The 26,557-nt window shown below is 65.4% G+C and carries 27 protein-coding genes and 1 pseudogene; 22 read left to right on the top strand and 6 right to left on the bottom strand.

Annotated features, from left to right (window positions below):
• The first annotated feature begins 86 nt into the window (after positions 1–86).
• The 12 genes from lepB to ACQP2U_RS31290 all read left to right on the top strand — a co-directional run bounded on the left by lepB (position 87) and on the right by ACQP2U_RS31290 (position 11,664).
• A complete protein-coding gene (gene lepB, locus ACQP2U_RS31345; protein WP_433716637.1) occupies positions 87–830 on the top strand; it encodes a signal peptidase I in 744 nt (247 codons plus the stop codon).
• A gap of 25 nt (positions 831–855) precedes the next feature.
• Complete coding sequence (locus ACQP2U_RS31340; RefSeq protein WP_433710755.1) at positions 856–1,662, top strand: ribonuclease HII; 807 nt, start codon at positions 856–858, stop codon at positions 1,660–1,662.
• Positions 1,663–1,708: 46 nt separating this feature from the next.
• Positions 1,709–2,014: a DUF2469 domain-containing protein gene (locus tag ACQP2U_RS31335; protein ID WP_011210678.1), complete on the top strand. Its 306-nt coding sequence runs from the start codon at positions 1,709–1,711 to the stop codon at positions 2,012–2,014.
• A 172-nt stretch (positions 2,015–2,186) separates the two neighbouring features.
• Positions 2,187–2,543: a YraN family protein gene (locus ACQP2U_RS31330; protein ID WP_433710754.1), complete on the top strand. Its 357-nt coding sequence runs from the start codon at positions 2,187–2,189 to the stop codon at positions 2,541–2,543.
• Positions 2,543–4,051, top strand: a complete 1,509-nt coding sequence (locus tag ACQP2U_RS31325) for a YifB family Mg chelatase-like AAA ATPase (RefSeq protein ID WP_433710753.1) — start codon at positions 2,543–2,545, stop codon at positions 4,049–4,051. The genes ACQP2U_RS31330 and ACQP2U_RS31325 overlap by 1 nt, the downstream gene beginning before the upstream one ends.
• Positions 4,052–4,761: 710 nt before the next feature.
• Complete coding sequence (dprA, locus tag ACQP2U_RS31320) at positions 4,762–5,880, top strand: DNA-processing protein DprA (protein ID WP_433710752.1); 1,119 nt, start codon at positions 4,762–4,764, stop codon at positions 5,878–5,880.
• A gap of 392 nt (positions 5,881–6,272) precedes the next feature.
• Positions 6,273–7,193 (top strand): tyrosine recombinase XerC, encoded by a 921-nt coding sequence (locus ACQP2U_RS31315; protein WP_433710751.1) that lies wholly within the window; start codon positions 6,273–6,275, stop codon positions 7,191–7,193.
• Between the two features lie 523 nt (positions 7,194–7,716).
• Complete coding sequence (locus ACQP2U_RS31310; RefSeq protein ID WP_433710750.1) at positions 7,717–8,445, top strand: acetoacetate decarboxylase family protein; 729 nt, start codon at positions 7,717–7,719, stop codon at positions 8,443–8,445.
• A gap of 162 nt (positions 8,446–8,607) precedes the next feature.
• Positions 8,608–8,973 (top strand): YidH family protein, encoded by a 366-nt coding sequence (locus tag ACQP2U_RS31305; RefSeq protein ID WP_433710749.1) that lies wholly within the window; start codon positions 8,608–8,610, stop codon positions 8,971–8,973.
• Positions 8,970–9,278, top strand: a complete 309-nt coding sequence (locus ACQP2U_RS31300) for a DUF202 domain-containing protein (protein ID WP_433710748.1) — start codon at positions 8,970–8,972, stop codon at positions 9,276–9,278. Before ACQP2U_RS31305 ends, ACQP2U_RS31300 begins: the two co-directional genes overlap by 4 nt.
• A gap of 48 nt (positions 9,279–9,326) precedes the next feature.
• Complete coding sequence (locus tag ACQP2U_RS31295; protein WP_433710747.1) at positions 9,327–11,222, top strand: alkyl/aryl-sulfatase; 1,896 nt, start codon at positions 9,327–9,329, stop codon at positions 11,220–11,222.
• A gap of 76 nt (positions 11,223–11,298) precedes the next feature.
• On the top strand, positions 11,299–11,664 hold the full coding sequence (locus ACQP2U_RS31290; protein ID WP_433710746.1) for a hypothetical protein: 366 nt from the start codon (positions 11,299–11,301) through the stop codon (positions 11,662–11,664).
• Between the two features lie 657 nt (positions 11,665–12,321).
• Here the strand turns inward: ACQP2U_RS31290 and ACQP2U_RS31285 are convergent.
• The 3 genes from ACQP2U_RS31285 to ACQP2U_RS31275 all read right to left on the bottom strand — a co-directional run bounded on the left by ACQP2U_RS31285 (position 12,322) and on the right by ACQP2U_RS31275 (position 14,177).
• Positions 12,322–12,840 (bottom strand): DUF1990 family protein, encoded by a 519-nt coding sequence (locus ACQP2U_RS31285; protein WP_433710745.1) that lies wholly within the window; start codon positions 12,838–12,840, stop codon positions 12,322–12,324.
• A 137-nt stretch (positions 12,841–12,977) separates the two neighbouring features.
• Positions 12,978–13,523, bottom strand: coding sequence for a M23 family metallopeptidase (locus ACQP2U_RS31280; protein ID WP_433710744.1), 546 nt, complete (start codon positions 13,521–13,523; stop codon positions 12,978–12,980).
• Positions 13,524–13,529: 6 nt separating this feature from the next.
• Positions 13,530–14,177 (bottom strand): hypothetical protein, encoded by a 648-nt coding sequence (locus ACQP2U_RS31275; RefSeq protein ID WP_433710743.1) that lies wholly within the window; start codon positions 14,175–14,177, stop codon positions 13,530–13,532.
• Positions 14,178–14,541: 364 nt separating this feature from the next.
• Between ACQP2U_RS31275 and rpsB the strand changes: the two genes are divergently transcribed.
• From rpsB to ACQP2U_RS31250, 5 genes are all read left to right on the top strand, one after another.
• The gene (rpsB, locus tag ACQP2U_RS31270) at positions 14,542–15,375 is read left to right on the top strand and encodes a 30S ribosomal protein S2 (RefSeq protein WP_364341686.1); all 834 of its coding nucleotides are present in this window, start codon (positions 14,542–14,544) and stop codon (positions 15,373–15,375) included.
• A 176-nt stretch (positions 15,376–15,551) separates the two neighbouring features.
• Positions 15,552–16,376, top strand: coding sequence for a translation elongation factor Ts (gene tsf, locus ACQP2U_RS31265; RefSeq protein ID WP_433710742.1), 825 nt, complete (start codon positions 15,552–15,554; stop codon positions 16,374–16,376).
• Positions 16,377–16,623: 247 nt separating this feature from the next.
• Positions 16,624–17,352, top strand: a complete 729-nt coding sequence (gene pyrH, locus ACQP2U_RS31260; RefSeq protein ID WP_364341682.1) for a UMP kinase — start codon at positions 16,624–16,626, stop codon at positions 17,350–17,352.
• A gap of 49 nt (positions 17,353–17,401) precedes the next feature.
• Positions 17,402–17,959: a ribosome recycling factor gene (gene frr, locus ACQP2U_RS31255; protein ID WP_397032287.1), complete on the top strand. Its 558-nt coding sequence runs from the start codon at positions 17,402–17,404 to the stop codon at positions 17,957–17,959.
• Positions 17,960–18,882: 923 nt separating this feature from the next.
• Positions 18,883–19,749, top strand: coding sequence for a phosphatidate cytidylyltransferase (locus ACQP2U_RS31250; protein ID WP_397032285.1), 867 nt, complete (start codon positions 18,883–18,885; stop codon positions 19,747–19,749).
• A gap of 74 nt (positions 19,750–19,823) precedes the next feature.
• Here ACQP2U_RS31250 and ACQP2U_RS31245 read toward each other — a convergent pair whose 3' ends face one another.
• Positions 19,824–20,186 carry a LapA family protein gene (locus tag ACQP2U_RS31245; RefSeq protein WP_433710741.1) on the bottom strand — a complete coding sequence of 121 codons (363 nt, stop codon included), beginning with the start codon at positions 20,184–20,186 and terminating at the stop codon, positions 19,824–19,826.
• 182 nt (positions 20,187–20,368) lie between these two features.
• Here ACQP2U_RS31245 and rlmN point away from each other — a divergent pair, with 182 nt between their 5' ends.
• Positions 20,369–21,478: a 23S rRNA (adenine(2503)-C(2))-methyltransferase RlmN gene (rlmN, locus tag ACQP2U_RS31240; RefSeq protein ID WP_397032282.1), complete on the top strand. Its 1,110-nt coding sequence runs from the start codon at positions 20,369–20,371 to the stop codon at positions 21,476–21,478.
• A gap of 193 nt (positions 21,479–21,671) precedes the next feature.
• Positions 21,672–21,794: pseudogene (locus ACQP2U_RS31235) on the top strand (2-hydroxy-3-oxopropionate reductase); the annotation flags it as partial.
• Positions 21,795–21,833: 39 nt separating this feature from the next.
• Here the strand turns inward: ACQP2U_RS31235 and ACQP2U_RS31230 are convergent.
• Complete coding sequence (locus ACQP2U_RS31230; protein WP_397032281.1) at positions 21,834–22,151, bottom strand: hypothetical protein; 318 nt, start codon at positions 22,149–22,151, stop codon at positions 21,834–21,836.
• A 140-nt stretch (positions 22,152–22,291) separates the two neighbouring features.
• On the opposite strand from ACQP2U_RS31230, the gene ACQP2U_RS31225 reads away from it, so the two are divergent.
• From ACQP2U_RS31225 to ACQP2U_RS31215, 3 genes are all read left to right on the top strand, one after another.
• Positions 22,292–22,708, top strand: a complete 417-nt coding sequence (locus ACQP2U_RS31225) for a CBS domain-containing protein (protein ID WP_397032279.1) — start codon at positions 22,292–22,294, stop codon at positions 22,706–22,708.
• A 130-nt stretch (positions 22,709–22,838) separates the two neighbouring features.
• Positions 22,839–23,405, top strand: a complete 567-nt coding sequence (locus ACQP2U_RS31220; protein ID WP_433710740.1) for a hemerythrin domain-containing protein — start codon at positions 22,839–22,841, stop codon at positions 23,403–23,405.
• 5 nt (positions 23,406–23,410) lie between these two features.
• Positions 23,411–25,525 (top strand): catalase, encoded by a 2,115-nt coding sequence (locus ACQP2U_RS31215; RefSeq protein WP_433710739.1) that lies wholly within the window; start codon positions 23,411–23,413, stop codon positions 25,523–25,525.
• A gap of 9 nt (positions 25,526–25,534) precedes the next feature.
• Here the strand turns inward: ACQP2U_RS31215 and ACQP2U_RS31210 are convergent, their stop codons facing one another.
• Positions 25,535–26,488, bottom strand: coding sequence for a TIGR03557 family F420-dependent LLM class oxidoreductase (locus ACQP2U_RS31210; protein ID WP_433710738.1), 954 nt, complete (start codon positions 26,486–26,488; stop codon positions 25,535–25,537).
• Between the last annotated feature and the right edge of the window lie 69 nt (positions 26,489–26,557).

The raw sequence follows: 26,557 nt of genomic DNA, 5'->3' as shown, positions 1-26,557 counted from the left end.
CACGAAAGTTCTTCAGCTAGCCCGGCATCGGACGTCCGTTCCGGTGCCGGGCTAATCTGTTCGGCGTGGCAGACGAAAGTGGGTCGATGACGGTGTCCGATTCGGACGACGAGGGCGTGAGCCGCCGCTCACGACGCTCCAAGCGCAAGCAGCGCCCCTTCTGGCAAGAACTGCCGGTCCTCATTGTCATCGCCGCGGTAATCGCGGCACTAATGGTCAGTTTCGTTGGGCGCCCGTACGTCATTCCGTCCCAGTCGATGGAAGAGACGTTGCTCATCGGCGACCGCATCTACGTGGAGAAGCCGAGCTACTACTGGGGCGAGCCGCAGCCCGGTGATGTCGTGGTGTTCGTCGGCCCGCCCTCCTGGAACACCCGCTACCAGTCGATCCGGTCCAGCAATGTCGTCGTGCGCGGCGTGCAGAACTTCTTCTCTTTCTTCGGACTCGTGCCGCCGGATGAGAACGATCTGGTGAAGCGGGTGATCGCCGTCGGTGGCCAGACCGTGCAGTGCTGTGACGCGCAGGGGCGGGTCATGGTGGACGGCAAGCCCTTGGACGAGCCGTACGCCCTGAACGACTACCCGTGGTACCCAGGTCAGCAGAACGCGACCTACCCGGCGGGGCGGGTATTCGGCCCGGTCAAGGTGCCCGAGGGCAACCTGTGGGTGATGGGCGACAACCGCAACCAGTCCGCCGATTCACGCGCCCACGTCAGCGATAACCTGCAGGGCACCGTCCCGATCGACAATGTGCGTGGCAAGACGGTCTTCAAGATCTGGCCGCCCACCCGGATCGGTCCGGTGAAAACACAGGATCCCCAGACGAACTGATCAGTGCGAGCCGCAGGATAATTGGATGGTGGGGCACGATCGAGTGGCTAGGGCTAATGGCGCGACTCCGGGCAACGGGTGGCCGCCGCGTGTCGTGATGCGTCGAGCCGGTGGATTGCGCACGCTGGAGGCCGCGCTGATCCGCAGCGGGCTCGGCCCGGTCGCCGGTGTCGATGAGGCCGGGCGCGGCCCCTGTGCGGGACCGCTGGTCGTTGCCGCCTGTCTGCTTGCTCCCAAGGCCTACGACCGGCTGGCCGGACTCGACGATTCCAAGAAGCTCACCGAATCTATGCGCGAGGAGCTGTACCCGGTTATCACCCGGTTGGCGCTGGCCTGGAAGGTCGTCGTCATCCCGGCCTGGGAGATCGATTCGATCGGCATCCATGTCGCCAATATCGAGGGCATGCGCCGCGCGATCGCCGGACTCGGGCAGGCACCAGGGTATGTGCTGACCGACGGATTCCGGGTGCCCGGAATTCCGGTGCCGTCGCTGCCGGTCATCGGCGGAGACGCGACTGCGGCTTGTATCGCGGCGGCTAGCATCCTGGCCAAGGTGACCAGGGACCGAATGATGGTCGAGCTGGACGAGCGGTTCCCCGGCTATGGATTCGCCGCGCACAAGGGTTACAACACGCCCGAGCACACGGCCGCGCTCGAGCGGCTCGGACCGAGCAGTGAGCACCGGCGATCCTGGCGCAATGTGCGGCTGGCAGCGGGGTTGCGACCGGTAGCCGCGGCGGAGTACGCCGACGCGGAACTGGCCGATGAGGTTTTGCTGGAGGGCGTCGAACCGGATAGCCGAGTGGCTACCGACGCGGCGCATGCGCGATGATGATGTCAGCAGACGCAGTGCGGCGAGAAGGAGGACGTCCCACCCGATGAGTGCCGAGGACCTGGAGAAATACGAAACCGAGATGGAGCTCTCGCTATACCGGGAGTACAAGGACATCGTCGGTCAGTTCTCGTACGTGGTGGAGACCGAGCGCCGCTTCTATCTGGCCAACTCCGTCGAATTGCGGCCGCAGAACGCCGACGGTGAGGTCTACTTCGAGGTGCGCATGAGTGATGCGTGGGTGTGGGATATGTATCGGCCCGCGCGCTTCGTGAAGCATGTTCGGGTGATCACGTTCAAGGACGTGAATATCGAGGAGCTGGAGAAGCCGGATCTGCGGTTGCCCGAATAGGCGCTCCGATCCGCCGGTGGGTGCTCGCCCCAATAGCATTGGGCACCGACAAGTAGGTGGAGTACGAGTGCTGGATGCCTGGGTTGTCCACAGCTGAGCCGGTATCCACAGGTTTTCTGTTCGCGCTGGTCGCCGTTGTCGGCCGTGGGCGTGGTCCGGGCACGCTGAGCCGGTGGCAGAAAACCAGGCGCTCGGCGCACAAGGGGAAGAACTGGCGGCCCGATTCCTGCAGGCCGCCGGGATGGAGATCATCAGCAGGAATTGGCGGTGCAAGTACGGCGAACTGGATCTGATCGCCCGGGACGGGCGCGTGACTGCCTTCGTCGAGGTCAAAACGCGAACCGGAACGAAGTTCGGCACGCCCGCCGAGGCGGTCACCTTCGATAAGCAGCAGCGGATCAGGCGGCTGGCGCTGGTATGGCTGTCCGAACAGGACGGTCGGTGGCGCGATATCCGCTTCGACGTGATTTCGGTGCTGCTGCACCGCGGCCACCGACCGGTGATCGATCATCTGAAAGCGGTGTTCTGATGGCGCTGGGGGTGGCGTATTCGGTCGCGGTGAACGGGGTGGACGGCCAGCTGGTCGAAATCGAGGCGGATATCGGGCAGGGCCTGCCCTCGGTGCACCTGGTCGGCCTGCCCGATACCGCACTGCAGGAATCCCGTGACCGGGTGCGCTCCGCGGTGGCGAATATCGGGGAGAAGTGGCCGGATGGGCGCGTGATCCTGGCACTGTCCCCGGCGACACTGCCCAAAATCGGCAGCGTTTACGATCTTGCGCTCGCGATCGCGGTGCTGGACGCGGCCGGCGCGGTCCCCTCCGATCGGCTCGGAAAGACCGTGCTGCTAGGGGAATTGGCACTGGACGGGCGTGTCCGCCGGGTGCGCGGCATCCTGCCCGCGGTGCTCGCGGCACGCAATGCGGGTTGGACGCGGGTAATCGTGCCGGAATCCGCACTGGCCGAAGCCGGTCTCGTCGATGGCATCGAGGTTTTCGGTGCCACGAGCTTGCGCACCGTCGTCGCGTGGCTGCGCGGTGAGGGCGGTCTGGTAGAGCCCAATGGCATGCTGCCCGACACGGTGCGCTGCGGCGGCGATCTGAGCGACGTGGTTGGTCAGGATGAGGCCCGGTGGGCATTGGAGGTCGCCGCGGCCGGCGGACACCACCTGCTGCTCACGGGGCCGCCCGGAATCGGTAAAACCATGCTGGCGCAACGTCTTCCGGGCCTGCTGCCGCCACTAACCGAATCCGAAGCGCTCGAGGTGACGGCCATCCATTCGGTCGCGGGTGCGCTCTCCGACGACGCTCCGCTGATCACCATGCCGCCCTTCGTCGCTCCTCATCACTCGACCTCGGCCAGCGCCATGGTCGGCGGTGGATCGGGGACCGCACGCCCGGGTGCCGTCAGCCGTGCTCATCGCGGGGTTCTGTTCCTCGATGAATGTGCGGAGATAGGGACCAAGGTCCTGGATGCGATGCGAACTCCCCTGGAAGAGGGCGAAGTTCGCATCGCGCGCCGTGACGGTGTGGCTCGCTATCCGGCCCGTTTCCAACTGGTCTTGGCCGCGAATCCCTGCCCATGTGCCCCCGCCCGCGATGTCGACTGCATCTGCGCCCCGCTCGCGCGCCGCCGATACCTCGGCAAATTGTCCGGGCCGTTGATGGATCGCATAGACATCTGGGTTCAAATGCACGGCCACTCGGGAGCATCGTTCGCCGCCGAGGAAGCCGAAAGCAGCGAGGTCGTGCGCCGTCGAGTCGCGGCCGCACGGCAAACCGCAGTACAGCGTTGGGAGGACTACGGCTGGTCAACCAACGCCGAAGTCCCCGGCCACATTCTGCGCCAACGTTTCCGACTTCCCCACGAAGCAACCGCCCCCATCGAAGCCGCCCTCCGTCTGGGCCGTCTCTCTGCCCGCGGCGCCGACCGCGCGCTCCGCGTCGCCTGGACCATCTGCGACCTCCGCAACGCCGACCAACCCAGCGCCCAAGACGTACTGGCCGCGTTGAACTTCCGTCAACGGGGTTCCCAATGAGCGGGGCAACTGGAGCCGAGCGCCTGATCGACGGTGAGATTATGAGGTGTGTTGCGTCAGACATCCGCAGCGGTGCAAACGCCTCGGGGTACGCAGGCACAGCGCACATCGGTGCGACCGCTTCGGATCTCGCGGCGACGGCAGCGAGCTGCCCTGCTGCCGCTGGGTGTCCGGGCGAGCCGACGGGCGATGTCTCCAATTGTGCAGCATCGACGGCGTGTGGCGACCGTCCTGCGGCCGGTACCACGCGCACCTCGGTGGGCAGCGGGTCTCGTGCGACGCGAGCGGTCGTTGCGCCCGGAAGCCCGGAGACTGCGGCGGGCGGTGCGTCCGCCACCGCCAGGTGTGCGATCGAGTCGATGGCCACCTCGGATTGCCGAGCTGCCGTTGCCTGTGGCAGTGCTCCTACCACAGGTCCGCTGGGGGGCGACAGCCCGTGTGCCCCAGGTGATTCGGACGTTGCCTCGGATCGCGTAGCGGACGGCGGATCTATTGCCTCAGCGAATGGCGCTGCGGCAACGAGAACCGCGCATGCCTCGCTGGAAAGTGATACGTATCCGGTCGCATTGGTGGTCAGCAGGGTGGATGCGCCGGGCTGTGGCCGGACTGGCAGCACGCCTCGTCCGGGGCATGGGGTAGTGGATCTCGATGGTTGGGTTTCGAGCGGATCGGAGTTGGCGGTTCCCCGTGGGGATGTTGATGAGCGGCGGTTGGCTTGGGCGTATTTGTCTCGGGTGGTTCAGGGGCCGTGTGCGGCGCTGTCATCGTTGATCGAATCGGTGGGGGTGGTGGAGGCGGCGCGGGCGGTACGGGAGTGTGAGCTGCCGGAGCCGTTGCTCGGTGCGACCGCTAAACGAAGGGAGATCGATTGTGCGGCAAGGGATCTCGAGCTGATCGAGCACTTGGGTGGTCGGTTGGTGACTCCGGATGATCCGGAGTGGCCGGCCTGGCGAATGCTCGGACTCCGCCAACTAGAGCCCGGACGCGATCGTGACGGGGCGGCGCCGTTGGCGCTATGGGTGCGTGGGCCGCGATCGTTGTTGGAGTCGAGCGAGCAGGCGATCGCCGTAGTCGGGGCGCGCTGCAGCAGCGGATACGGCGAGCATGTCACCGGCGAGATCGTCGGGGACCTGGCCGCACAGGGCTGGACAATCGTGTCCGGAGCCGCCTTCGGTATCGACGGTATGGCACATCGCTGCGCGCTAGCCATCGGCGCTCCGACGATCGCCGTCCTTGCCTGCGGCGTCGATCGCCCCTATCCCGCCCAGCACGAGCGACTCTTGGCCGAGATCGCCGAAACCGGTTTGGTAATCAGCGAATATCCGCCGGGTACCGTTGCCCACAAGAACCAGTTCCTGGCCCGCAATCGCCTGATCGCCGCGCTGGCGGACGGCGTCCTCGTCGTAGAAGCGGGACTACGCAGCGGCGCTCGAAATACCGTCAAATGGGCCCGCCGCCTCGGCCGTCCCGCCCTCGCCATCCCCGGTCCGGTCACCGCCGCGTCATCGGCAGGCTGCCACCGCATGATCCGCGAAGGCGAGGCCCTGCTGGTCACCCGCGCCGAAGAGGTCATCGATGAAGCAGGGCCACTACGTCTATCACTTCCAACCACCCAGTCGTCCGACCCCAGCGACCGATTGAAAGGCGAGGAAGCCTCGGTCTACGCCGCCCTCCCCGGAATCGGCTCCCGCCAACCCCGCGCCATCGCCGAAGACTCCGGCCTGGACCTCTCCATCGTCCGTGCCATCCTCCCCGCACTCGAACTCGCCGGCCTAGTAGGTATGGACGAAAACGGCTGGCACCGAACCGCAAATCGTCAGAGCCGATGAAGGATTCAGGCGCCGACCCGATCGCTGCGCGCGCTACGCCCGGGAGTGCCTGCACCTGCGCGGCGAGGTGCTCGTACCGCGCGGCACGAGGTGTGTGCTCGCCCGTGACGAGTAACTGTGCCCGTCCGGGAGGCGGATCGTACGTCGGGCACCGAACCTCGAATCCAGCGAACGGGCGCTAGATGATCGGCCTGGCTCCGCAGCGCGCAGACCCACGTCCATGCCGTGTGGGAAATGGTCCTTTCATGGCGAGGAAGATTGCGTCTGGAAACCGGTGCTTCGCCACGATGGGGCGAGGCGGTGACGTGGCAGACCGTGTCTACGGCGGTAAACCTACGGTGTCGCGGCGTGCTTACTTGCCAAGTGGGGTTGGGGGCGGTGACGGTAGGGGGATGGAGTTGCCGGAGGATCTCGAGGCGTTGCTGGCGGAGTATGAGCGGCATTTGCGGCTCGGGCGGAATCGGTCGGTGCATACGGCACGGGCGTATGTGGGGGATGCGCGGTCGTTGTTGGGGCATTTGGTCGCGCGATCGGCGGATTCGGCGGTGCGGGAAGTGGATTTGGCATTGTTGCGGTCGTGGTTGGCGGCGCAGTCGGCCGGTGGGGCGGCGCGGACGACCATGGCGCGGCGGGCATCCTCGGCGAGGACGTTCACCGCGTGGTTGACCAGCATTGGGCGGCTAGCGATCGATCCGGGGTTGCGGCTCGGGTCGCCGAAGGCGCATCGGGCGTTGCCCGCGGTACTCGGTACGCAGCAGGCTGTCGCGGCTATGGATGCTGCGGAATCGGGTGCGGTGCAACGCGATCCGATGGCATTGCGGGATCGGCTGATTGTGGAGTTGCTGTACTCGACAGGAATTCGGGTCAGCGAGTTGTGCGGTCTGGATCTCGACGATATCGATCGGGAACGGCGGCTGGTCCGCGTTATCGGTAAGGGCAATAAGGAGCGCTCGGTGCCCTTTGGAGTACCAGCCGACGAGGCGATCGCGAATTGGCTGCAGTACGGTCGCCCCGCACTCGTGACAGCGGACTCCGGGCGCGCCCTACTGCTCGGCCGTCGCGGTAAACGGCTCGACCAGCGACAGGCCAGAACGGTTGTCCACGAGGTCGTTTCGGCAATTCCGGGCGCACCGGATTTGGGCCCGCACGGCCTGCGGCATTCGGCCGCAACCCATCTGCTCGAGGGGGGTGCGGACCTGCGCGTAGTACAAGAACTTCTCGGCCACGCCAGTATGGCGACCACCCAGCTCTACACTCATGTCTCCATCGAGCGCCTGAAGAAGGTCCATGATCAAGCTCACCCCCGCGCCTGACGGGCCGCAGAAGGGCGGAGGAGGACCGGCGCCCGGTCGGGGCGAGGCGCGCTGTCCGGGCCGGAATCATCGGCCGAGCCGTGCGTGGCTGCCGATACGATCGGTGGACGATCATCGGACTGGAGCCTCTGGTTGGTGCGTTGGCCTTATTGCGCGGGCAGAATCGCGACCAAGCTTGCTCCGGTTCCTGAGTGCCCACCGGAGCGGCGGACGGGAATGCGTACGACCGCCATGATCGGGGCGAAGGTGTCTCCTGGCGCGATCGGCTGAAGTCGCTCCTCCGCTTGCTGCGGCCGCACCTCGCTGTGCGGGTGTACGCAGCCCACCAGTGGTGTGCGAACTCGATGCGGCTCTCCCGTGGGCCCGGTGAAATTGTGAAACGCGTTCTCATGGCAGTAAGTGCTGTAGCAATGACGAAATGACAGCTATTCTGACACGAGTTCTAGTTTGGAGGGTTCGTGAACACCGCACGATTTGTCGACAGGTTCGGTGCGTGCCGCACTGCTGTCTCGGGGTCGGGCCGATGAGTACACATACCGTGCTGGGCAAGGAAGTGCGGATGCCGGTGCGGATTCGGCTTGCGCGTGCCTTCATGGCGACCTACGCGGTATCGGCGGCCGCCGCCCAGCGACTCATCGACTATTCCGGCCTGCAGATCCTCCGGCTGCCGGGCGGTCGCGCGATGTGCACGCTCGTTTTCGTCGATTACGTCGACGGCGACCTCGGGCCGTACAACGAGTTCGGTGTGTCGTTCATGGTCCGGCACCACACCGCTGGGCACACCAGCGCGCTCGGTGATCTGCGCGCGCTTTCCACCGGTGGCGCGGGTGTCTTCATCCATCGCCTTCCCGTCGACGGTGAATTCACCTTGGCCGCGGGCCGAGGTATCTGGGGTTTCCCGAAGGAAATCGCCGATTTCGGCGCACAGCACGAGGGCAGCGTGCGACGTGGGGTACTGCGTCAGAACGGAGTGTTGATCGTCGACCTCGCCATCCGCCCTGGGCTCGCGGTTCCCCAGCGCCGCAGCGGCTCCTCCTTCGATGCGTACTCCCATATCGACGGGATCACCCGCTGCACGCCGTGGCAGATGGAGCCGTCCGGCATGCGCGCGCGGCCCGGTGGCGCCGAACTGTCCCTCGGCGAGCACGCCTGGGCCGACGAATTGCGCTCCCTCGGATTACCCAAGCGTGCACTCATGGCCTCCACTGTTGATCGGCTCGCGATGACCTTTCACGACGCCATACCCGTCTGACCGGGGGCGCTGCACCCGCAGGAGTGATCTTCGTGGACGATGACCATGCCGGTAGTTAACCTGACGTAGCGGAGCGTTCGTATGCGGCAGGAAACCGACCAGCGATGGAGAGGTGCCCGTGAATTCCGACGACGACCATGGCGCAGTCCGAGCCGAGGCGGCATGACCCTCCCCAACCCCGCCGAGGAATCCGAGGACGGGGAAGACGAGATCGACTATCGCTTCACCCTCGCAAACGAACGCACCTTTCTGGCCTGGATGCGCACCTCGCTCGGTCTGCTCGCGGGCGGTGTCGCGGTGCACACACTGGTGCAGCCGTTGCGGATGTCGGGATTGCGCCGCACGCTCGCGATGAGCTGCATCGTGCTCGCCGTGATCATCGCGGTCGGTGCGTACGGGCATTGGCGGCGCGTCGGTCGGGCCATGCGAAGCGGTGAACCGCTACCCGAGACGATCATGGTGCCGATTCTGTCGGCGGGTATCGCCGTGGTGTCGGTATTCGCGTGCGTGGTGGTGTTGTTCCGATGAATGCCAGGAGTTTGGCCGCCGAACGCACCGCATTGGCGTGGCGGCGCACCGCCGTTGCCGCGATGGTCGTCGCGGCGCTTTTCCTCAATCATTCCGCGATGCAGGGGTGGCGCGCGGTCGCCCTCGCACCGACCGGCGCGGCGATCACCATGGCGGTCGTTGCTGTCCTGTCTTTTTCACGCAATCGCGCCTTGCATCAGGGACGCTACGGCCGTGGCGGGGGAGCCATTGCCGCGACAGCGCTGGCGGTGCTGGCCGTCGCATGCGTCGCGGCCGCAATAGGTTTTACGGATCCACGGCCCTAATGCGTTGCGGGCCGGACATGTTCGGCGGACAACCACAGGAGGATGGATATGAGCACTGCGACTGAGCCGAGCGAATTCATTGTCGCCGAGCAGCAACGAGCGCGTGGCGCACTGCCCACTGATACGGCCGATCTCGCGGATGCGGACCGCGGCTTCATAGCGGCACTCGAGCCCGGAGAGGTTCGCGCCTCCGATGGAAAGTTGGTGTGGGACAACGACTCCTACGGGTTTCTGCAGGGAAGCTGCCCAGCGTCGGTCAATCCGAGCCTGTGGCGGCAGTCCGGTCTGGTTGTCAAGCAGGGGCTGTACGAGGTCGCGGCCGGTATCTACCAGATCCGCGGGCTCGACCTGTCGAATATGACGCTGATCGAGGGCGGCACCGGCGTGCTCGTGATCGATCCACTGATCTCGGCGGAGACCGCTGCGGCGGGCTTGGCGCTGTATCGCGCGCACCGGGGCGATCGACCGGTGACCGCATTGATCTACACCCATTCGCACGCCGACCATTTCGGCGGTGCGATGGGTGTGACAACGGTCGACGACGTTGCGGCAGACCGCTGCCCGGTGCTCGCACCGGCCGGATTCCTCGAACACGCGGTTGCCGAAAACATCTATGTGGGAACGGCGATGGGACGTCGATCTGCCTATATGTACGGCGCCGCGCTGCCACGCGGGCCGAAGGGCCAAGTCGGCGCGGGTCTCGGACAGACCACCTCGCTCGGCACGATCACCTTGATTCCGCCGACGGTGGATATCACCAGCACTGGTCAGGAAGAAACGATCGACGGGATCCGGATCGTCTTCCAGCTCACCCCGGGCACCGAGGCGCCCGCCGAGATGAACTTCTACTTCCCCGATATGCGCGCGCTGTGCATGGCCGAAAACGCGACGCACACAATGCACAACCTGCTGACACTGCGTGGCGCGCTGGTGCGTGACCCGCGCGTGTGGGCCAAATATTTGACCGAGTCGATCAATCTGTTCGCCCGTAATTCTGACGTGGTCTTCGCCTCACATCACTGGCCGACCTGGGGAACCGAGCGGCTGGTGGAATACCTTTCGCTGCAACGAGACCTGTACGGCTACCTGCACGATCAGACGGTGCGCAGGCTCAATCAGGGCTATTTGGGTGCTGAGATCGCCGAGATGATGGAGCTGCCACCGGCGATCGCCGATGCGTGGCATACGCACGGGTATTACGGCTCGGTCAGCCACAATGTCAAGGCCATCTACCAGCGGTACATGGGGTGGTTCGACGGTAATCCGGCGCATCTGTGGGAGCATCCGCCGGTCGAATCCGCGCGGCGCCATGTGGAATTCATGGGCGGTGCCGAGGAGGTGCTGCGCAAGGCGCAAACCGCCTACGACGCGGGCGACTACCGGTGGGTCGCGCAGGTTGTCAACTACGTCATCTTCGCCGACCCGGCCAACGAGGCGGCGAAAACATTGCAGGCCAACACCTTCGAGCAACTCGGCTATGGCGCGGAGAACGCCACCTGGCGCAACTTCTACCTCAGCGGAGCATATGAGCTGCGCAACGGCTCGTTCGGCACGCCGACGACGAATGCGCCCACGATGGTCGAGGCGCTGACCATCGAGCAGATCTTCGATGCGATCGCGCTGCGCATCAACGGACCGAAGGCGTGGAATCTGCGCGTGGTGATCGACTGGCACGTTACCGACGAAAAACGCACCTACCGCCTCGAACTGCGCAACGGCCTGATGGTCCACTACGACAAGCCCGACGGCGCCGACTTACCCGATCCGGACGCGTCTTTCACCTTGACGCGGGCGATTCTGATTCGGGCCTTGTTGATAGGCGGAAATCTCGGCGCACTGGTCGCCGCGGGCGATATCGCCATTGCCGGGAATCCCAGCGGGCTGAACGTGCTGGTCGGTGTAATCGACGCGCCGGATCCGAACTTCGCCATCGTCACCCCGTGAGATTGTGCCGCGACTTCGTGTGCTGATCGACTAAACCGCTCGACCTGCGAGGTCCCGGCACGTATGGTCGGCGACCATGTCCACGGATGCCATCGACAATTCCGTACCTCTGCGCGAGCGCCTCCGCATCGCCCTGTCTGCTGCGATGAAGACCCGCGACCGCACCGCGATCTCCGGACTGCGCTCAGCCCTCGGCGCCATCGATAACGCCGAAGCCATCGATACCGCGGACATCGCGGCCGGTGCCATCGAGACCAGCGCGGTCGGACTCGGTGCCGCCGAAGCTCGCCGCCGCGATCTCACTGAGGCCGATATCGAACAGATCGTCCGTGCCGAAATCGCCGACCGCCAGCAAGCCGCCGCCGAATACGACACTCTCGGACGCTCCGATCACGGCGACCTGTTGCGCGCCGAAGCTGCCGCACTCGAGGCACAGCTCTAGTACCCGACGAGGCCCTCTCGAGCGTGCCGACATAGGGAGTGAGGCTTGGGTGGCGCCTGAGCAATTGATCGTCGTATGCGGTATCTGACGTCGAAGGTTGTTGTGCGTGTGGGGATTGGGGGGTGACGTCTGGGTGGTGGCTGAGCGCGTCGTCGTATGCGGTATCTGACGTCGAAGGTTGTTGTGCGTGTGGGGATTGGGGGGTGACGTCTGGATGGTGGCTGAGCGCGTCGTCGTATGCGGTATCTGACGCCGAACGCTGTTGTGCATGCGGGGATGGAGCGTGACGCTTGGGTGGTGGCTGAGCGTTTGTCGTCGCAGGCGGTACCTGTGACCGAATGCTGTTGTGCGTGTGTGGATTTGGGGGGGTGATGTCCGGGTGGTGGCTGAGCGTTCATCGCCGCACGCGGTACCCGACGCCGCACGCTCTTGCACATGCGGGGGTTGGAACGCGACGCCTGGATGGCGGCCGAGTGATTCATCGTCGCTCCGCTTCCGTGCTGCCCGCCCCATCCAGGCAAATCGCGCTGCCTGGCGTGGATCTCGCGCATCGGCATGCCGCGGTGCGCTGAGCCAGGTGCGCAGTGGAATTGCGTGCGGCGAATTCGGTCATGCTGCAATGGAATCCGCTGTCCTGAGCCGGTCGTTTGCGGATCCTCAGGCGGAGATCGGGAGCGTATCGATGTACTTTCCGGCGATGATCCGCTGAATGGCTCGTACCACGGGTCCGCCGAGCCGGACGTACCAGGCCCCGGGCCGGGAGAAGGCCGTCACCAGGCCATAGACGGCATCATCGGTCGGGTCGTATTCGACAGCGAATAGTTCCTCGCCGATCTCCGGATGTCCGGGCAGCGTGCCGTAGGCAAAGCCGCGCCGGTCGGGTTCGTCGAGGACGTACACGACCCGGCACGGTGCCGTGATACCGACCGGTCCAAGGCCCAACCGCACCGTCAGCCGCGTCCCCGGCTCCGCGGTCGGCGTGTCTGCCTCCCGAAAGATGCCGGTGCCCTTCTGCATTCGATACGTCAGGATCTCCGCACCCGCGCGCTCGAACAGCGCCCGCCCGGATCCGATGCGGCGGCGCAGCCGAAACCGGTGATAGCCCGCAGGAAGCACCTCCTTCGTCGCGCCGACCTCGGTATAGGTGAACGGCGGATCTCCGAGCGCATATCCCATAACCCGATCCTCGTCCGGGAGCCGCCACGACGGAAGTGTGCCCGCCGAACCTGCTACTCGGCCGGGTGGATCAGATGTCCGTAGCGTGGAGATCTCCCGCTGGGGCGGAAGCGGTTCCTCGAGTGCGGGGGCGGAAGTCAAGTCACCGGCTTGAGTCGCAGGGGAGTGGAGTGCAGTAGTCCCAGTGGATCGATGTACGCACGGCGGCTGTGCCCACTCTCGTCTCGTCTCGCACCCCAATGCAGGCACGCCGCCGCCCCGCAACCTTCGTGTCCTGCCTCCAAGGTGCCGATTCGCGCTCCACGTGCAACTCGTAGGCCCACCGAGACCTCGGCTTGTACCGGCTCGTATGTCGTTCGAAGACCGCCGGGGTGGTCGATCGACACAACTGGTTTGCCCGCGACCCTTCCCGCGAAGACCACGATTCCCGCACCGGCCGCGAAAACCGCCTGCCCAGGTGCACCTGCCAGATCGACCCCGCGATGCCCGGGTAGCCAGTCCTGCGCCGGTCTGTCGAATTGCCGCTCGACCGCAGGTCGCGGTTGCATCGGCCAGCCGAACTCTTCGTGTGGAGCAGCCGAAACAGACTGCTCCGCAACGAGTCCGAGCAGAGCGATGATCCCGAGGACGATCGAAATCAGTCGCCGATGATAGATACCCCCGACCCTGCCGAGGCGATTCATCCGAGATCAGCGCGTCAGCGGGAGCGGAGCCTGCTCAACCGAACTCAGCAGCCGCGACAGCAGATCGCAGAGAACCCGCGGCAAGGAACTCGCCGACCCGGTACCGCCCCCACGCGCGATATCGATGGTGAGCGGCGTTGCACCGTCGTCGAAGATCTGCGTCTGCGCCCCGCCTGCCGAACGCATGTCGAATGCACTACCCACATCGAGCATGTCGGGTGTGCGGTCCGCGCGGAGTACGTCGGGTGCGATGTTGCCCCGGGCTGCATCCGGCGCGACGTTTACCGGCTGCGAGTCAGGCGTGACATTTACGCCAAGCGCACCGGGCGCGATATCCACCCGGGCTGGACCCGGCGTGATTCTCGAACCCAGCACGCTAGGCGCGACATTCACAACGAGCGGCGCAACCCGAAGCGGATCCGGCACCCGAGCCAGTCCGCCACCCGCCGGACATGCCGAACCCGTGCGGTCCCCGATCACGACCTCCATTCCCAGGAAACCGCCATCAAGCCCAGCGGTTGCCAGAGAACCCCAAGGCAGCACCGCAGTAGCAGCGCCGTTCGATGGTGCTGCCGAAACCGGCTGCGCCAGAAGCAGTGACAGCAGGAACAGCGGTGGGATGAGCATGGTTATCGAGATTGCTATGCGATTCATGCTTCAAGCGTCGGCCGCGCACGGCGCCCGCGGGCCCCGGCTTCGGCGAGTGTGGACAATTTGCTCGGTTGTGGAGATGACTCGTTTCGATCCATGACAGGGCGATTTAGAAACTGACCCCTCAGCCCGTAGACTGGTCGAGCGGTCTGTGCATGCACGGACCGACTTCGCGCGCCACCCCGTGCTTGTTCGTAACGGCGCTGTTCGAACCGGAGCTCGACTTCGTGACTCGGCAGTGCATGCGGAGCAGGGAATCATCGGCTGGTCCTGATCCTCGCGATCGGGTCCGATGATTCGGAGGCGCCAGGGCGGCGGATCACCGATTCGCCGCGGCAACCGGCAACGAAAGAGAGATACGCCCACCATGGCTGTCGTAACAATGAAGCAGCTGCTCGACAGCGGCGCACACTTCGGACACCAGACCCGGCGCTGGAACCCGAAGATGAAGCGGTTCATCTTCACCGACCGCAACGGCATCTACATCATCGACCTGCAGCAGACGCTGACCTACATCGACAAGGCCTACGAGTTCGTCAAGGAGACCGTCGCCCACGGTGGCACCGTCCTCTTCGTCGGCACCAAGAAGCAGGCCCAGGAGTCGATCGCGGCCGAGGCGACTCGCGTCGGAATGCCCTACGTCAACCAGCGTTGGCTGGGTGGCATGCTCACCAACTTCTCCACCGTGCACAAGCGCCTGCAGCGCCTCAAGGAACTCGAGGCGATGGAGCAGACCGGTGGCTTCGAGGGTCGCACCAAGAAGGAAATCCTCATGCTCACGCGTGAGATGAACAAGCTGGAGCGCACCCTCGGCGGTATCCGCGATATGGCCAAGGTGCCCTCGGCCATCTGGGTCGTCGACACCAACAAGGAGCACATCGCCGTCGGCGAGGCGCGCAAGCTGAACATCCCGGTCATCGCGATCCTGGACACCAACTGCGATCCCGATCTGGTCGACTACCCGATCCCGGGTAACGACGACGCGATCCGTTCCGCCGCTCTGCTGACCAAGGTCGTCGCCTCCGCGGTGGCCGAGGGTGTGCAGGCGCGGGCCGGTATCTCCTCCGGTGACGAGAAGCCGGAAGCCGGTGCGGGCGAGCCGCTCGCCGAGTGGGAGCAGGAGCTGCTCGCGCAGGCCGCCCCCGCCGCGAGCGAGGCCGAGGCTGCCGCCGAGGCCCCCGCCACCCCGGCCGACGCCTGATCGTCGCAGTGCTTGATGGCGATGGCGGCGGTGGCCTGCGTGGTTACGCAGGCCACCGCCTCCAGCCCATCGCCATCATCGCCGAGCGTCTGTTCACCTTGCCGACCTCTCCTGAACAGGAGCGGTCGGCAAGGTGGTGTTACCACCCGAAACAACACACAGGAGGATCGCCACCCATGGCGACATACACCGCCGCTGACGTGAAGCGGCTGCGGGAGCTCACCGGCTCCGGGATGATGGACTGCAAGAATGCGCTGGTCGAGACCGACGGCGATTTCGACAAGGCCGTCGAGGTGCTGCGCATCAAGGGTGCCAAGGATGTCGGCAAGCGTGCCGAGCGCGCCACGGCTGAGGGTCTCGTCGCCGCCAAGGACGGCGTGCTGATCGAGATCAACTCCGAGACCGACTTCGTCGCCAAGAACGCCGAATTCCAGGGTCTGGCGGACAAGATCGTGACCGCCGCCGCGGCCGCCAAGCCGGCCGACCTCGACGCCCTCAAGGCGCTGGACCTGGGCGGCCAGACCGCCGACGATGTACTGCAGGCGCTGGCCGCCAAGATCGGCGAGAAGCTCGAGCTGCGTCGGGTCGCGTCCTTCGACGGCCCCGTCGCCGTCTACCTGCACAAGCGGGCCACCGATCTGCCGCCGGCCGTCGGCGTGCTGGTCGAGTACCAGGGCGAGGGTGACGCCGCCGCCGAGGCCGCGCGTGCGGTCGGCATGCAGGTCGCCGCGCTCAAGGCCAAGTACCTGACCCGCGAGGAGGTACCGGCCGACGTGGTGGAGAACGAGCGCCGCATCGCCGAGCAGACCGCCAAGGAAGAGGGTAAGCCCGAGGCCGCGTTGCCGAAGATCACCGAGGGCCGCGTCAACGGCTTCTTCAAGGATGTCGTTCTGCTGGAGCAGGCGTCGGTCACCGATTCGAAGAAGACCGTCAAGGCGCTGCTGGACGAGGCCGGTGTCACCGTGACCCGCTTCGCCCGCTTCGAGGTCGGCCAGGCCTGATAACGCCCGTGAACCCCTCGTGCTCCGGATACGGTGTACGGGGGGTTTCGGCTGTCCGGACGTTATCCGTTCATCCGCAATTTCTCAGCCTGACCGGGCGAGTTCGTTGCGTCCGAGGGGGTCTTCTACCCACATCGAATCCGAGTAGGGCAGGATAAGGGCGCTCCGTATTGAGCTTCCGCGTTGCCATCCGGCCCACGTGCTGTGTCGACAGACCGAAATCTATCGCCGAAGGAGACGAACACCCATGACCGACCCCGGGACGGACCGCCCAGGATATCGCCGGGTGCTCCTCAAATTGGGTGGGGAGATGTTCGGCGGCGGCAAGGTCGGGCTCGACCCCGATGTGGTGCAGACGGTCGCCGAGCAGATCGCCGAGGTGGTCTCCAGCGGTGTTCAGGTGGCCGTGGTGATCGGCGGCGGTAACTTCTTCCGCGGCGCCGAACTCGAGGAGCGCGGTATGGAACGCGCCCGTTCGGACTATATGGGCATGCTCGGCACCGTGATGAACAGCCTTGCGCTGCAAGACTTTCTGCAACAGCAGGGCGTCGACACCCGTGTGCAGACCGCGATCACCATGGGCCAGGTGGCCGAACCTTATCTGCCGCTGCGCGCCAAGCGGCATTTGGAAAAGGGCCGCGTTGTCATCTTCGGCGCGGGCATGGGCATGCCCTACTTCTCCACCGACACCACCGCCGCCCAGCGCGCACTGGAGATCGACGCCGATGTAGTGCTGATGGCCAAGGCCGTCGACGGGGTCTTCACCGCGGACCCCCGGGTCGACGAGAGCGCGACCATGTACACCGAAATCACGCATAAAGAGGTCATCGAGCGTGACCTGAAGGTCGCCGACGCGACGGCCTTCAGCCTGTGTATGGACAACCAGATGCCCATGCTGGTGTTCAATTTGTTGACGAAGGGCAATATCGCCCGTGCGGTCGCCGGTGAGAAGATCGGCACATTGGTTCGGTCCTGACCCCGCGCCCGCGGATCATGACGATGACGACGCTGTGGAGGAAACGGTCGTGATTGAAGAAGCGCTCTTCGACGCCGAGGAGAAGATGGAGAAGGCCGTCTCGGTGGCGAAGGACGACCTCGGTTCCATCCGTACCGGTCGGGCGAATCCGGGGATGTTCCAACGGATTGTCATCGACTACTACGGTTCGCCGACCCCGATTACCCAGGTGTCCAGCATTTCCGTGCCCGAGCCGCGGATGGTGGTGATCAAGCCGTACGAGCAGTCGACGCTCGGCGCGATCGAAACCGCGATCCGCAATTCCGATCTCGGTGTCAACCCGACCAACAACGGTGACATCATTCGGATCTCGGTCCCGCAGCTCACCGAGGAGCGCCGCCGTGAACTGGCCAAGCAGGCCAAGGGCAAGGGCGAGGACGCCAAGGTCTCGATTCGAAATGTCCGCCGCAAGGCCATGGACGAACTGTCGCGGATCCAGAAGGATGGCGAGGCGGGTGAGGACGAGGTCGGGCGCGCCGAAAAGGAGCTCGACAAGACCACCGCGAAATATGTCGGCCAGGTCGATGAACTGGTCAAGCACAAGGAAGCTGAACTGCTCGAGGTCTGAGGTCCGAGGCCGGATCTTGCGGGCCCGCCCGGGCGGGGGACGAACGGAACGACGAGTTGAGCGACGGGACAATCGTGGCCGAGAACGCCGCCGCGACCGGTGCGGCCGAGGAGCCGAGGCCGGGCAACGGCACAGTTGATGCGACGGACGGGCGCGCGGTCGACGCCGCGATTCCCGAAGCCGCACCTCCCGAACCCGTGCGTACCGACTCCGCGTCGTCCGAGGCTGAGCGCTGGGGATCCTCGACGCCTGTGGCCTCGACCGGTCGGCCCGCGACTCCGGGAGACGCGACTGCCGTACCCTCGGGACCGACGACTCCCGGCCTCGCGGCCGTTGGGCCTGTGACACCTGGACGTGCGGCCGATGGGCCCGCGACCCCTGGGCGTGCGGCCGGTGGGCCTACGACACCTGGGCGTGCGGTCGACGAGCCCGCGGCCCTTGGGCGTGCGGCCGGTGGGCCTGCGACTTCTGGATCCGCTGCCGATGGGCCTGCGACCCCTGGGCGTGCGGGCGATGGGCCCGCCGCCCTTGGGCGTGCGGCCGATGGGTCTGCCACTTCTGGATCCGCTGCCGATGGGCCCGCGACACCCGGATCCGCGGCTAACAGCTCCGCGACACCCGGATCCGCGGCTAACAGCTCCGCGACACCCGGATCCGCGGCTAACAGCTCCGCGACACCCGGATCCGCGGCTAACAGCTCCGCGACACCCGGATCCGCGGCTAACAGCTCCGCGACACCCGGATCCGCGGCTAACAGCTCCGCGACACCCGGATCCGCGGCTAACAGCCCCGCGACACCCGGATCCGCGGCCAACAGCCCCGCGACTCCAGAAACCGCCACCGATGGCCCCTCGACCTGGGAACCGGCGACGCCCGGCTCCGAAAGCGACACATCCGCGATCTCCGAATATTCGACCGCCTCAGTGAATCCCGCCGTCCAACAAGAGAACTCGGCGGAACCACCAGCCCCCGCCTCGCGCGCCGGCCGCAATCTGCCCGCCGCTTTGGCCGTCGGCTTCGGCCTCGGTCTGTCGCTCATCGCGATTCTGCTGTTCGTACCGAAGGTATTCATCGGCGTCGCGGCCGCGGGAGTCGGTGTGGCCACCTGGGAGGTCGCCAAGCGGCTGCGGGAGGCGGATGTCCTGGTCCCGCGGATTCCGCTCATCGTTGGTGGTCAAGCGGTGTTCTGGCTCGGCTGGCCGTGGGGTGCCAGCGGTGTGGCGGGCGCCTTCGCCGCGACCACGCTGATCTGTATGGTGTGGCGTCTTTTCGATCACGGCTTGCAGACGGCGCCGCGAAACTTCTTGCGCGACACCGCGATCACGATCTTCACCCTGGCCTGGATCCCGCTGCTCGCGTCGTTCGCGACGCTGCTGCTGCTCGAGCCCGACGGCAATCTGCGGGTGCTGACCTTCATGATTCTGGTGGTCTGCTCCGATGTCGGCGGCTACGTCGCGGGTGTGCTGTTCGGGAGGCATCCGATGGTGCCCGCGATCAGTCCGAAGAAGTCCTGGGAGGGCTTCTGCGGTTCGCTGGTGTTCAGCGTGATCGGCGGCCTGCTCACGGTCACCCTGCTGTTGGAAGCCAATTCGATGATCGGCGTGGTACTCGGCGTCGGCCTGGTATTGGTCGCGACCGTGGGTGATCTGATCGAATCCCAGGTCAAGCGGGAATTGGGCATCAAGGATATGGGCACTTTGCTGCCCGGCCACGGCGGCATCATGGACCGCCTCGATTCGATGCTGCCGTCGGCCTTCGTGTCCTGGTTGGTGCTGTCCACTTTGATCTGAGTCAGCGTCCATTCTCGAGCTGAATCCGCGGATCCCGCGGAATCGACGAATGGGTGGTGCGGGCGAACCGCGTACTATCGCTTGGCCGCCCGCCGCAGCTGAATGATCCGCACCCCGCCGACCAGTGCCATCACCAGCGCGCCCGCGATCACCGACAGCAGCACCAGGATGCCGACCGGTAGGGAGAAGCTCCAGAAGAACAGATCCACCCGTTGTTGTTCGAGGTTCTGCAGGATGAAGATCAGCAGCACGATCCCGATCAGCGTCGCGGCGACCAGGGCGACCCAGGTGTCACCGGTCCGGCTCTTTCCCAGCGACTTGCGACCGGTCGGCTCCACCGTCCGACGGTCGGTCGGCTCGACCGTCTCACGCCCGGTCGACGCAGGTGCGACATCTTCGGTGCGCTCCGGCTCGGACGACTCGGCGTGACTGGTCATACTTCGATCATTACCGATCGCTATCGCTGGTGCACGCATTTCTACGCGGTGACCGGTATGTCGTTATGTCGATGCACGAGGCCGCTCACCGAGTCGATCGGACGTGACCTTCGTCGCGTCGGGCGTCGTGATCGTCACCTTCGGTCCGGTCCGCACACCCAGGATGGGACACTGGAAGGACTATGACCGTTTCGCTGCCCCTCGTCTTCGATGCTCCGCGCCGTGGCATGCCGCCGCGGCACCTCGCCGACCTCGATGCCGACGGGCGCAAGGTCGCGGTCGAGGAACTCGGTCTGCCGAAGTTCCGTGCCGATCAGATCGCGCGCCAGTATTACGGCCGTCTGCAAGCCGATCCGGAGCAGATGACCGACCTGCCCGCCGCGGTGCGCGAAAAGATCGGCGCGGCGCTGTTTCCGCCGCTGATGTCGGTGGTCAAGCATGTCGCGTGCGATGGCGGCGAGACACGAAAGACCCTGTGGCGCGCCGGCGATGGCACCCTACTCGAGAGCGTGCTGATGCGCTATCCGGACCGCGCCACGCTGTGTATTTCCAGCCAGGCAGGCTGCGGTATGGCGTGCCCGTTCTGCGCCACCGGCCAGGGCGGCCTCAACCGCAACCTTTCTACGGCGGAAATTGTCGACCAGGTCCGTGCCGCGGCCGCGGCCATGCGCGATGGCGAGGTGTCGGGCGGTCCGGGCCGCCTGTCCAATATCGTCTTCATGGGTATGGGCGAGCCGCTGGCCAACTACAAGCGGGTGGTCGCCGCGGTTCGCCGCATTACTTCACCCGCGCCCGATGGCTTCGGTATTTCTCAACGCAACGTGGTCGTGTCCACCGTCGGCTTGGCTCCGGCCATTCGCAAGCTCGCCGACGAGGACCTCTCGGTCACTCTCGCGGTGTCGCTGCACACGCCCGATGACGAACTGCGTGACACCCTGGTGCCGGTGAACAACCGCTGGGCCGTCGCCGAGGTGCTCGATGCCGCTCGCTACTACGCCGACAAGAGCGGCCGTCGGGTGTCCATCGAATATGCGCTGATCCGCGATATCAATGACCAGCCGTGGCGCGCGGATATGCTCGGCGCCAAGCTGCACAAGGCCCTTGGCTCCCGGGTGCACGTCAATGTCATCCCACTGAACCCGACGCCGGGCAGCAAGTGGGATGCCAGCCCGAAACCCGTTGAGCAGGAATTCGTTCGGCGCGTCAACGCCCAGGGCGTTCCGTGTACGGTGCGCGATACGCGGGGCCAGGAAATCGCCGCCGCCTGTGGGCAACTCGCTGCCGAAGGTTAGCTCGTCCGGGGCGAGGACCCCGAGATGAGGGAGGCACTTGGTCGGTGCGGATCGCTGCGGTCGGTCGAATTGGCCGACATCGTGATCCAGCTGCGCGCGTTGCCGGAGCTGGTGTAGGGGTCCGACCTCCGGCGGCCTCCGCCAACTGGGTCGCAATCACTGAGCCGATCGTCGCAACTGAGCGGTCAAGGCCGCCAACCAGCTTGTCGTCGGCGGCACCTACGCCCTGGTAGCCGAGGCGATCCTGCTGATGGAGAACCTGGGCGCGGATGCCGAAAAGGGCTTGGACGTGCTGGCGGGCGGACTCGTGGGCAGCACCATCCGCGAACTCGAGCGTGCATCCATGCGGTGCGGGTCAGTGGCCGCCCGGCTCGAGCAGTTCGCGGCCCTCGTCGGCCTTGACTCGGCGGTGTTCGGCAACGATGAGTCCGCCGCCGCAGATCAGGCAGACGACCGCGGCGATGCCTGCGATGATGGCCCAACCGGCGAATCCATAGCCTGCGGCGGTGAGGGTAAGGGCGGCGGCGACTACGCCGAGCAGTACCAGGATGACGCCGGGCCAGTTGTGGGTGTCGGCGATCAATTCGCCCGCGTGGTTTCTGGTGTTGCGTGCGCGGTCCGGGAAGTCGGAGCGCAGCCGGTCGGATTCGGGCTGGTCGGATCCAGGAAACATGGCGTCCTCTCCGTTCGGATGGATCGTCGTGTTCAAGCGGATACCCCGGATGTTGGGGATCAATCAGGGGTGTATCGGGCATCTCGACGGGTACCGCGAATCCGACTCTGCTTGCGATGAAGATGAATAGGAGGACAACCATGACAACCGCGCGTGAACTCATGACCGAGGGCGTGCAGTGTGTGCGATCCAGCGATTCGGTGCTCGAGGCCGCCAAGCTGATGAAACAGCTGAGTGTGGGCGCGTTGCCGATCTGCGGTGAGGACAATCGGCTCAAGGGCATGCTCACCGACCGCGACATCGTGGTGAAGGTGCTCGCCGAGAACAAGGATCCACTCGGCGTCAAGGCCGGAGAACTGGCCGAGGGCACACCGATCACGGTGCAGGCGAGTACCGATGCCGATGAGGTGCTCAATGTGATGTCGGTGCATCAGATCCGCCGGGTGCCGGTGCTCGACGGCGACCAGTTGGTGGGCATTGTGGCGCAGGCCGATGTGGCCGTCGCGCTCGGCAATGCCGATACCGGCGGCGTGGTAGAGGCGGTGTCGACGGACTGACCCGACCTGCGAATCGACTCGGCTCCAACTCGTCCGCACTGCCCCGGCCTCAGGTGTGACTGTGCGGCTTGCGGGTATGCGCGGACGAGAGGAGCCGCGGTGGCTCCGTCCCCAATCGAGGAGGTACGCAATGGCCACCGGTCAGAAGGAAGACGTCGTCACGCTCTTGCTGGCACAGCACGAACTGATCAAGGGCCTGATCGAAAAAGTACAGCTTGCGCAGGGTGCGGCCAAGCGCGAGCCGTTCGAGGAGTTGGTCCGGGCGCTGGCCGTGCACGAGAGCGCCGAAGAGGAAGTGGTGCATCCGGCATCACGGCGCGCATCGGTGTCCGCCAGCGTTGTCGATGACAGGTTGCACGAAGAGCAAGAGGCCAAGCGCGTGCTGGCCGAGCTCTACGACCTGGGCGTGCAGCACAAGGACTTCGATACGAAGTTCCGCTCCTTCGCCGAATCGGTAATCGAACATGCCGATCTGGAGGAGAAGGAGGAATTCGACCAGCTGCGCCAAGAGCTCTCAGCCAGTGAGAGTGCGGTGCTCGCCGATGTCGTGCGGGTCGCCGAGGCCGTCGCCCCGACCCGGCCGCATCCGGAGGCGGGCGAGTCGGCACTGGTGAATATCGTTGCCGGACCGCCACTGGCGCTCTTCGACCGGATTCGCGACGCGGTGCGCGATTGGCGCCGCAAGACCGAGGGGTGAGCGGCGTGACCGACGCGACGAACAAAAACGGCGCATCGAACGAGAAGCAGCGCCAGCTGGATCGATACCGGGTGGATCGCGAACAGGGGAAGCTGACCACACAGCAGGGTGTACGGGTGGACAGCACCGATGACGCCCTGAAAGTGGGGGAGCGCGGATCGACGCTGCTCGCCGATTTCCATGCCAGAGAGAAGATCACCCACTTCGATCACGAGCGGATTCCCGAGCGGGTGGTCCATGCCAGAGGTGCGGGTGCCTACGGACACTTCCGGCCCTACGACGGCTGGCTCGGCCAATTCACCACCGCCCGATTCCTCACTGATTCGAGTGTGGAAACGCCGGTGTTCGTGCGATTTTCGACCGTCGCTGGTTCGCGCGGATCCGCCGATACCGTGCGCGATGTGCGTGGTTTCGCGACGAAGTTCTATACCGCCCAGGGCAATTACGATCTGGTCGGCAATAACTTCCCGGTGTTCTTCATCCAGGATGGAATCAAATTCCCGGACTTCGTACATGCGGTGAAACCCGAGCCACACAACGAGATTCCGCAGGCCGCCTCCGCGCACGACACCCTGTGGGACTTCGTCGCGCAGCAACCGGAGACGCTGCATGCGATCATGTGGCTGATGTCGGACCGGGCACTGCCGCGCAGCTATCGCATGATGCAGGGCTTCGGCGTGCACACCTTCCGGCTCGTCAACAGCGAAGGTCGAGGCACCTTCGTGAAGTTCCACTGGACACCGAAACTGGGCGTGCACTCGTTGGTGTGGGACGAATGTCAGCAGATCGCCGGACGTGATCCCGACTTCAACCGACGCGATCTGTGGGACTGCATCGCGGCAGGCCAGTATCCGGAGTGGGAGCTGGGCGTGCAGCTGGTCTCGGACGAGAATGAATTCGGCTTCGACTTCGACCTCCTCGATGCGACGAAAATCATTCCGGAGGAGCAGGTTCCGGTGCAGCCGGTGGGGCGTATGGTGCTGGATCGCAATCCGGACAACTTCTTCGCCGAGACCGAGCAGGTGGCCTTCCACACCGCCAATCTGGTGCCCGGCATCGATTTCACCGGTGATCCGCTGCTGCAGTTGCGTAACTTCTCCTACCTCGACACGCAGCTGATCCGTTTGGGCGGGCCGAATTTCGCCCAGTTGCCGATCAACCGGCCGGTCGCGGATGTGCGCAATCACCAGCAGGACGGCTTCGGCCAACACGCCATCCCGCAGGGCGAGGCCGCGTATACCAAGAACACCATCGGTGGGGGTTGTCCGGCATTGGCGGACACCGAAATGTTCCGGCACTACGCCGAGCCTCTCACCGGTTCAGCTATTCGACAGCGCGCCAGCAGTTTTCGGGAATACTACCGCCAGCCACGAATGTTCTGGCGCAGCATGTCACCGCCGGAGGCCGATCACATCGTCGCCGCCTTCGCCTTCGAGCTCGGGAAGGTGGAGCGGGTGGCCATCCGGGCCAGGGTGCTCGAACATCTGGTGCAGATCGAACCAGAGCTGGCCGAGCGGGTCGCGGGTGAGCTGGGTATGCCGGTACCGCAACCGGACTCGAATGATCGGGACGCGATGGTATCTCCCGCACTGTCGCAACTGAATACGGTCACCGACACCATCGCGACCCGTAAGATCGCGATCCTGGCCGCCGACGGTGTGGACACACTCGGTGTACGCCGCATCAACTCGTGGTTGACCGAGCGTGGCGCGATCCCCGAAGTGCTCGCGCCGCATGCCGGTACGTTGGGCGGTGACGGCAGTGACGGCGAAACCCTGGCGGTGGACCGTTCGCTGGCGACCGTTGCTTCGGTGCTCTACGACGCGGTGCTGGTCGCGGGTGGAAAGCGATCCGCCGACACGCTGGCGGGCAATGGCGCGGCGGTGCACTTCGTGCTGGAGGCGTTCAAACACGTCAAAGCGATCGGCGGCTTCGGCGACGGTGTCACGCTGCTGCGAGTCGCCGGTGTCGTATCCGATACCGATCACGACACGCTAGCGGGTGTTTTCACCACGAACGCGAGCGGTGCGGGCGTGACCGAGGACTTCATCGAGGCTTTCGCGAATGCGGTTGCCCGGCACCGAGTCTGGAACCGGGCGACCGTCGCGGTACCGGCCTAGCGGTCTCGGTCAGCTCAGGGCGGGCTGGATCTCCTTCTCCCAAGCGGTGAAGAAGCCATCCAGATCGGGCCCGATCTGTTGGACGTACAGTTCGTCGACACCGGCATCGAGGTACTGCCGAAGTTGGCGGATATGGCGCTCCGGATCGGGCCCGGTGGCGAAGTGGTCACGGGTGGATTCGCGATCGATCAGGATCATCGCGTCCTCGAAATCGCGTGGGCGCGGCAGTGTTTGGGAAAGCTGGCCCGGCAGTAGCTCATTGGCCCAGAGGCGGTGCGCGGCGTCCAGGCCCGACTCCTCGTCGCGGGACCAGCTGACCTTGGCGCCCGCCTGTACCGGTTTCGCGCCGCCGCTCGCGGTGCGGAAGGTGTCGACCGCATCGGCATCGGGCAGTACGGTGCAGAAGCCGTCGCCGATCCGCGCCGCCAATTGCGTTGCCTGCGGGCCGAATCCGGAGATGTAGATCGGCACCGGAGCATCGGGCAGCGTATAGATTCTGGCGTCCTGCACGGTGTAGTACTCGCCGCGGTGGTTGACGTTACCGCCGCGGTGCAGTCGCCGAATCAGCTGGACCGCTTCCTCCAGCATTTCGAGCCGGACGGTGGGCGATGGCCACGGATCGCCGAGAATGTGCTCGTTGAGCGCTTCCCCGCTGCCGACGCCGAGAACGAAGTTGCCGCCGAGTTGGACGGCGGCGGTCGCGGCGGCCTGCGCGATGATTACGGGATGGATGCGGACGGTGGGGCAGGTGACCGCCGTGGTAATCGGCAGGTCGGTTGCCTCCGAGAGCGCCCCGATGGTGCCCCACACGAAGGGACTGTGGCCCTCGGCGTCATTCCAGGGATGGAAATGGTCGGAGATCCACAGCCGTTCGAACCCAGCCTGTTCGGCGCGTTTGGCCTGCTCGACGAGTTCTTTCGGCCCGAACTGTTCGCTGGCTAAAAAATATCCGAAGGTGACCATGTCGGGCGCTTACCCAGGTTCGCCGATGATATTCGACGCATGCGAACGGGCCCCGGATCGAGATGACCG

Origin of the sequence: Nocardia sp. CA-084685, from assembly GCF_050955785.1 — a bacterium.
Taxonomy (GTDB): domain Bacteria; phylum Actinomycetota; class Actinomycetes; order Mycobacteriales; family Mycobacteriaceae; genus Nocardia.
Note: the sequence above shows the minus strand (reverse complement) of the source record. Positions and strands in the feature narration are given on the sequence as shown.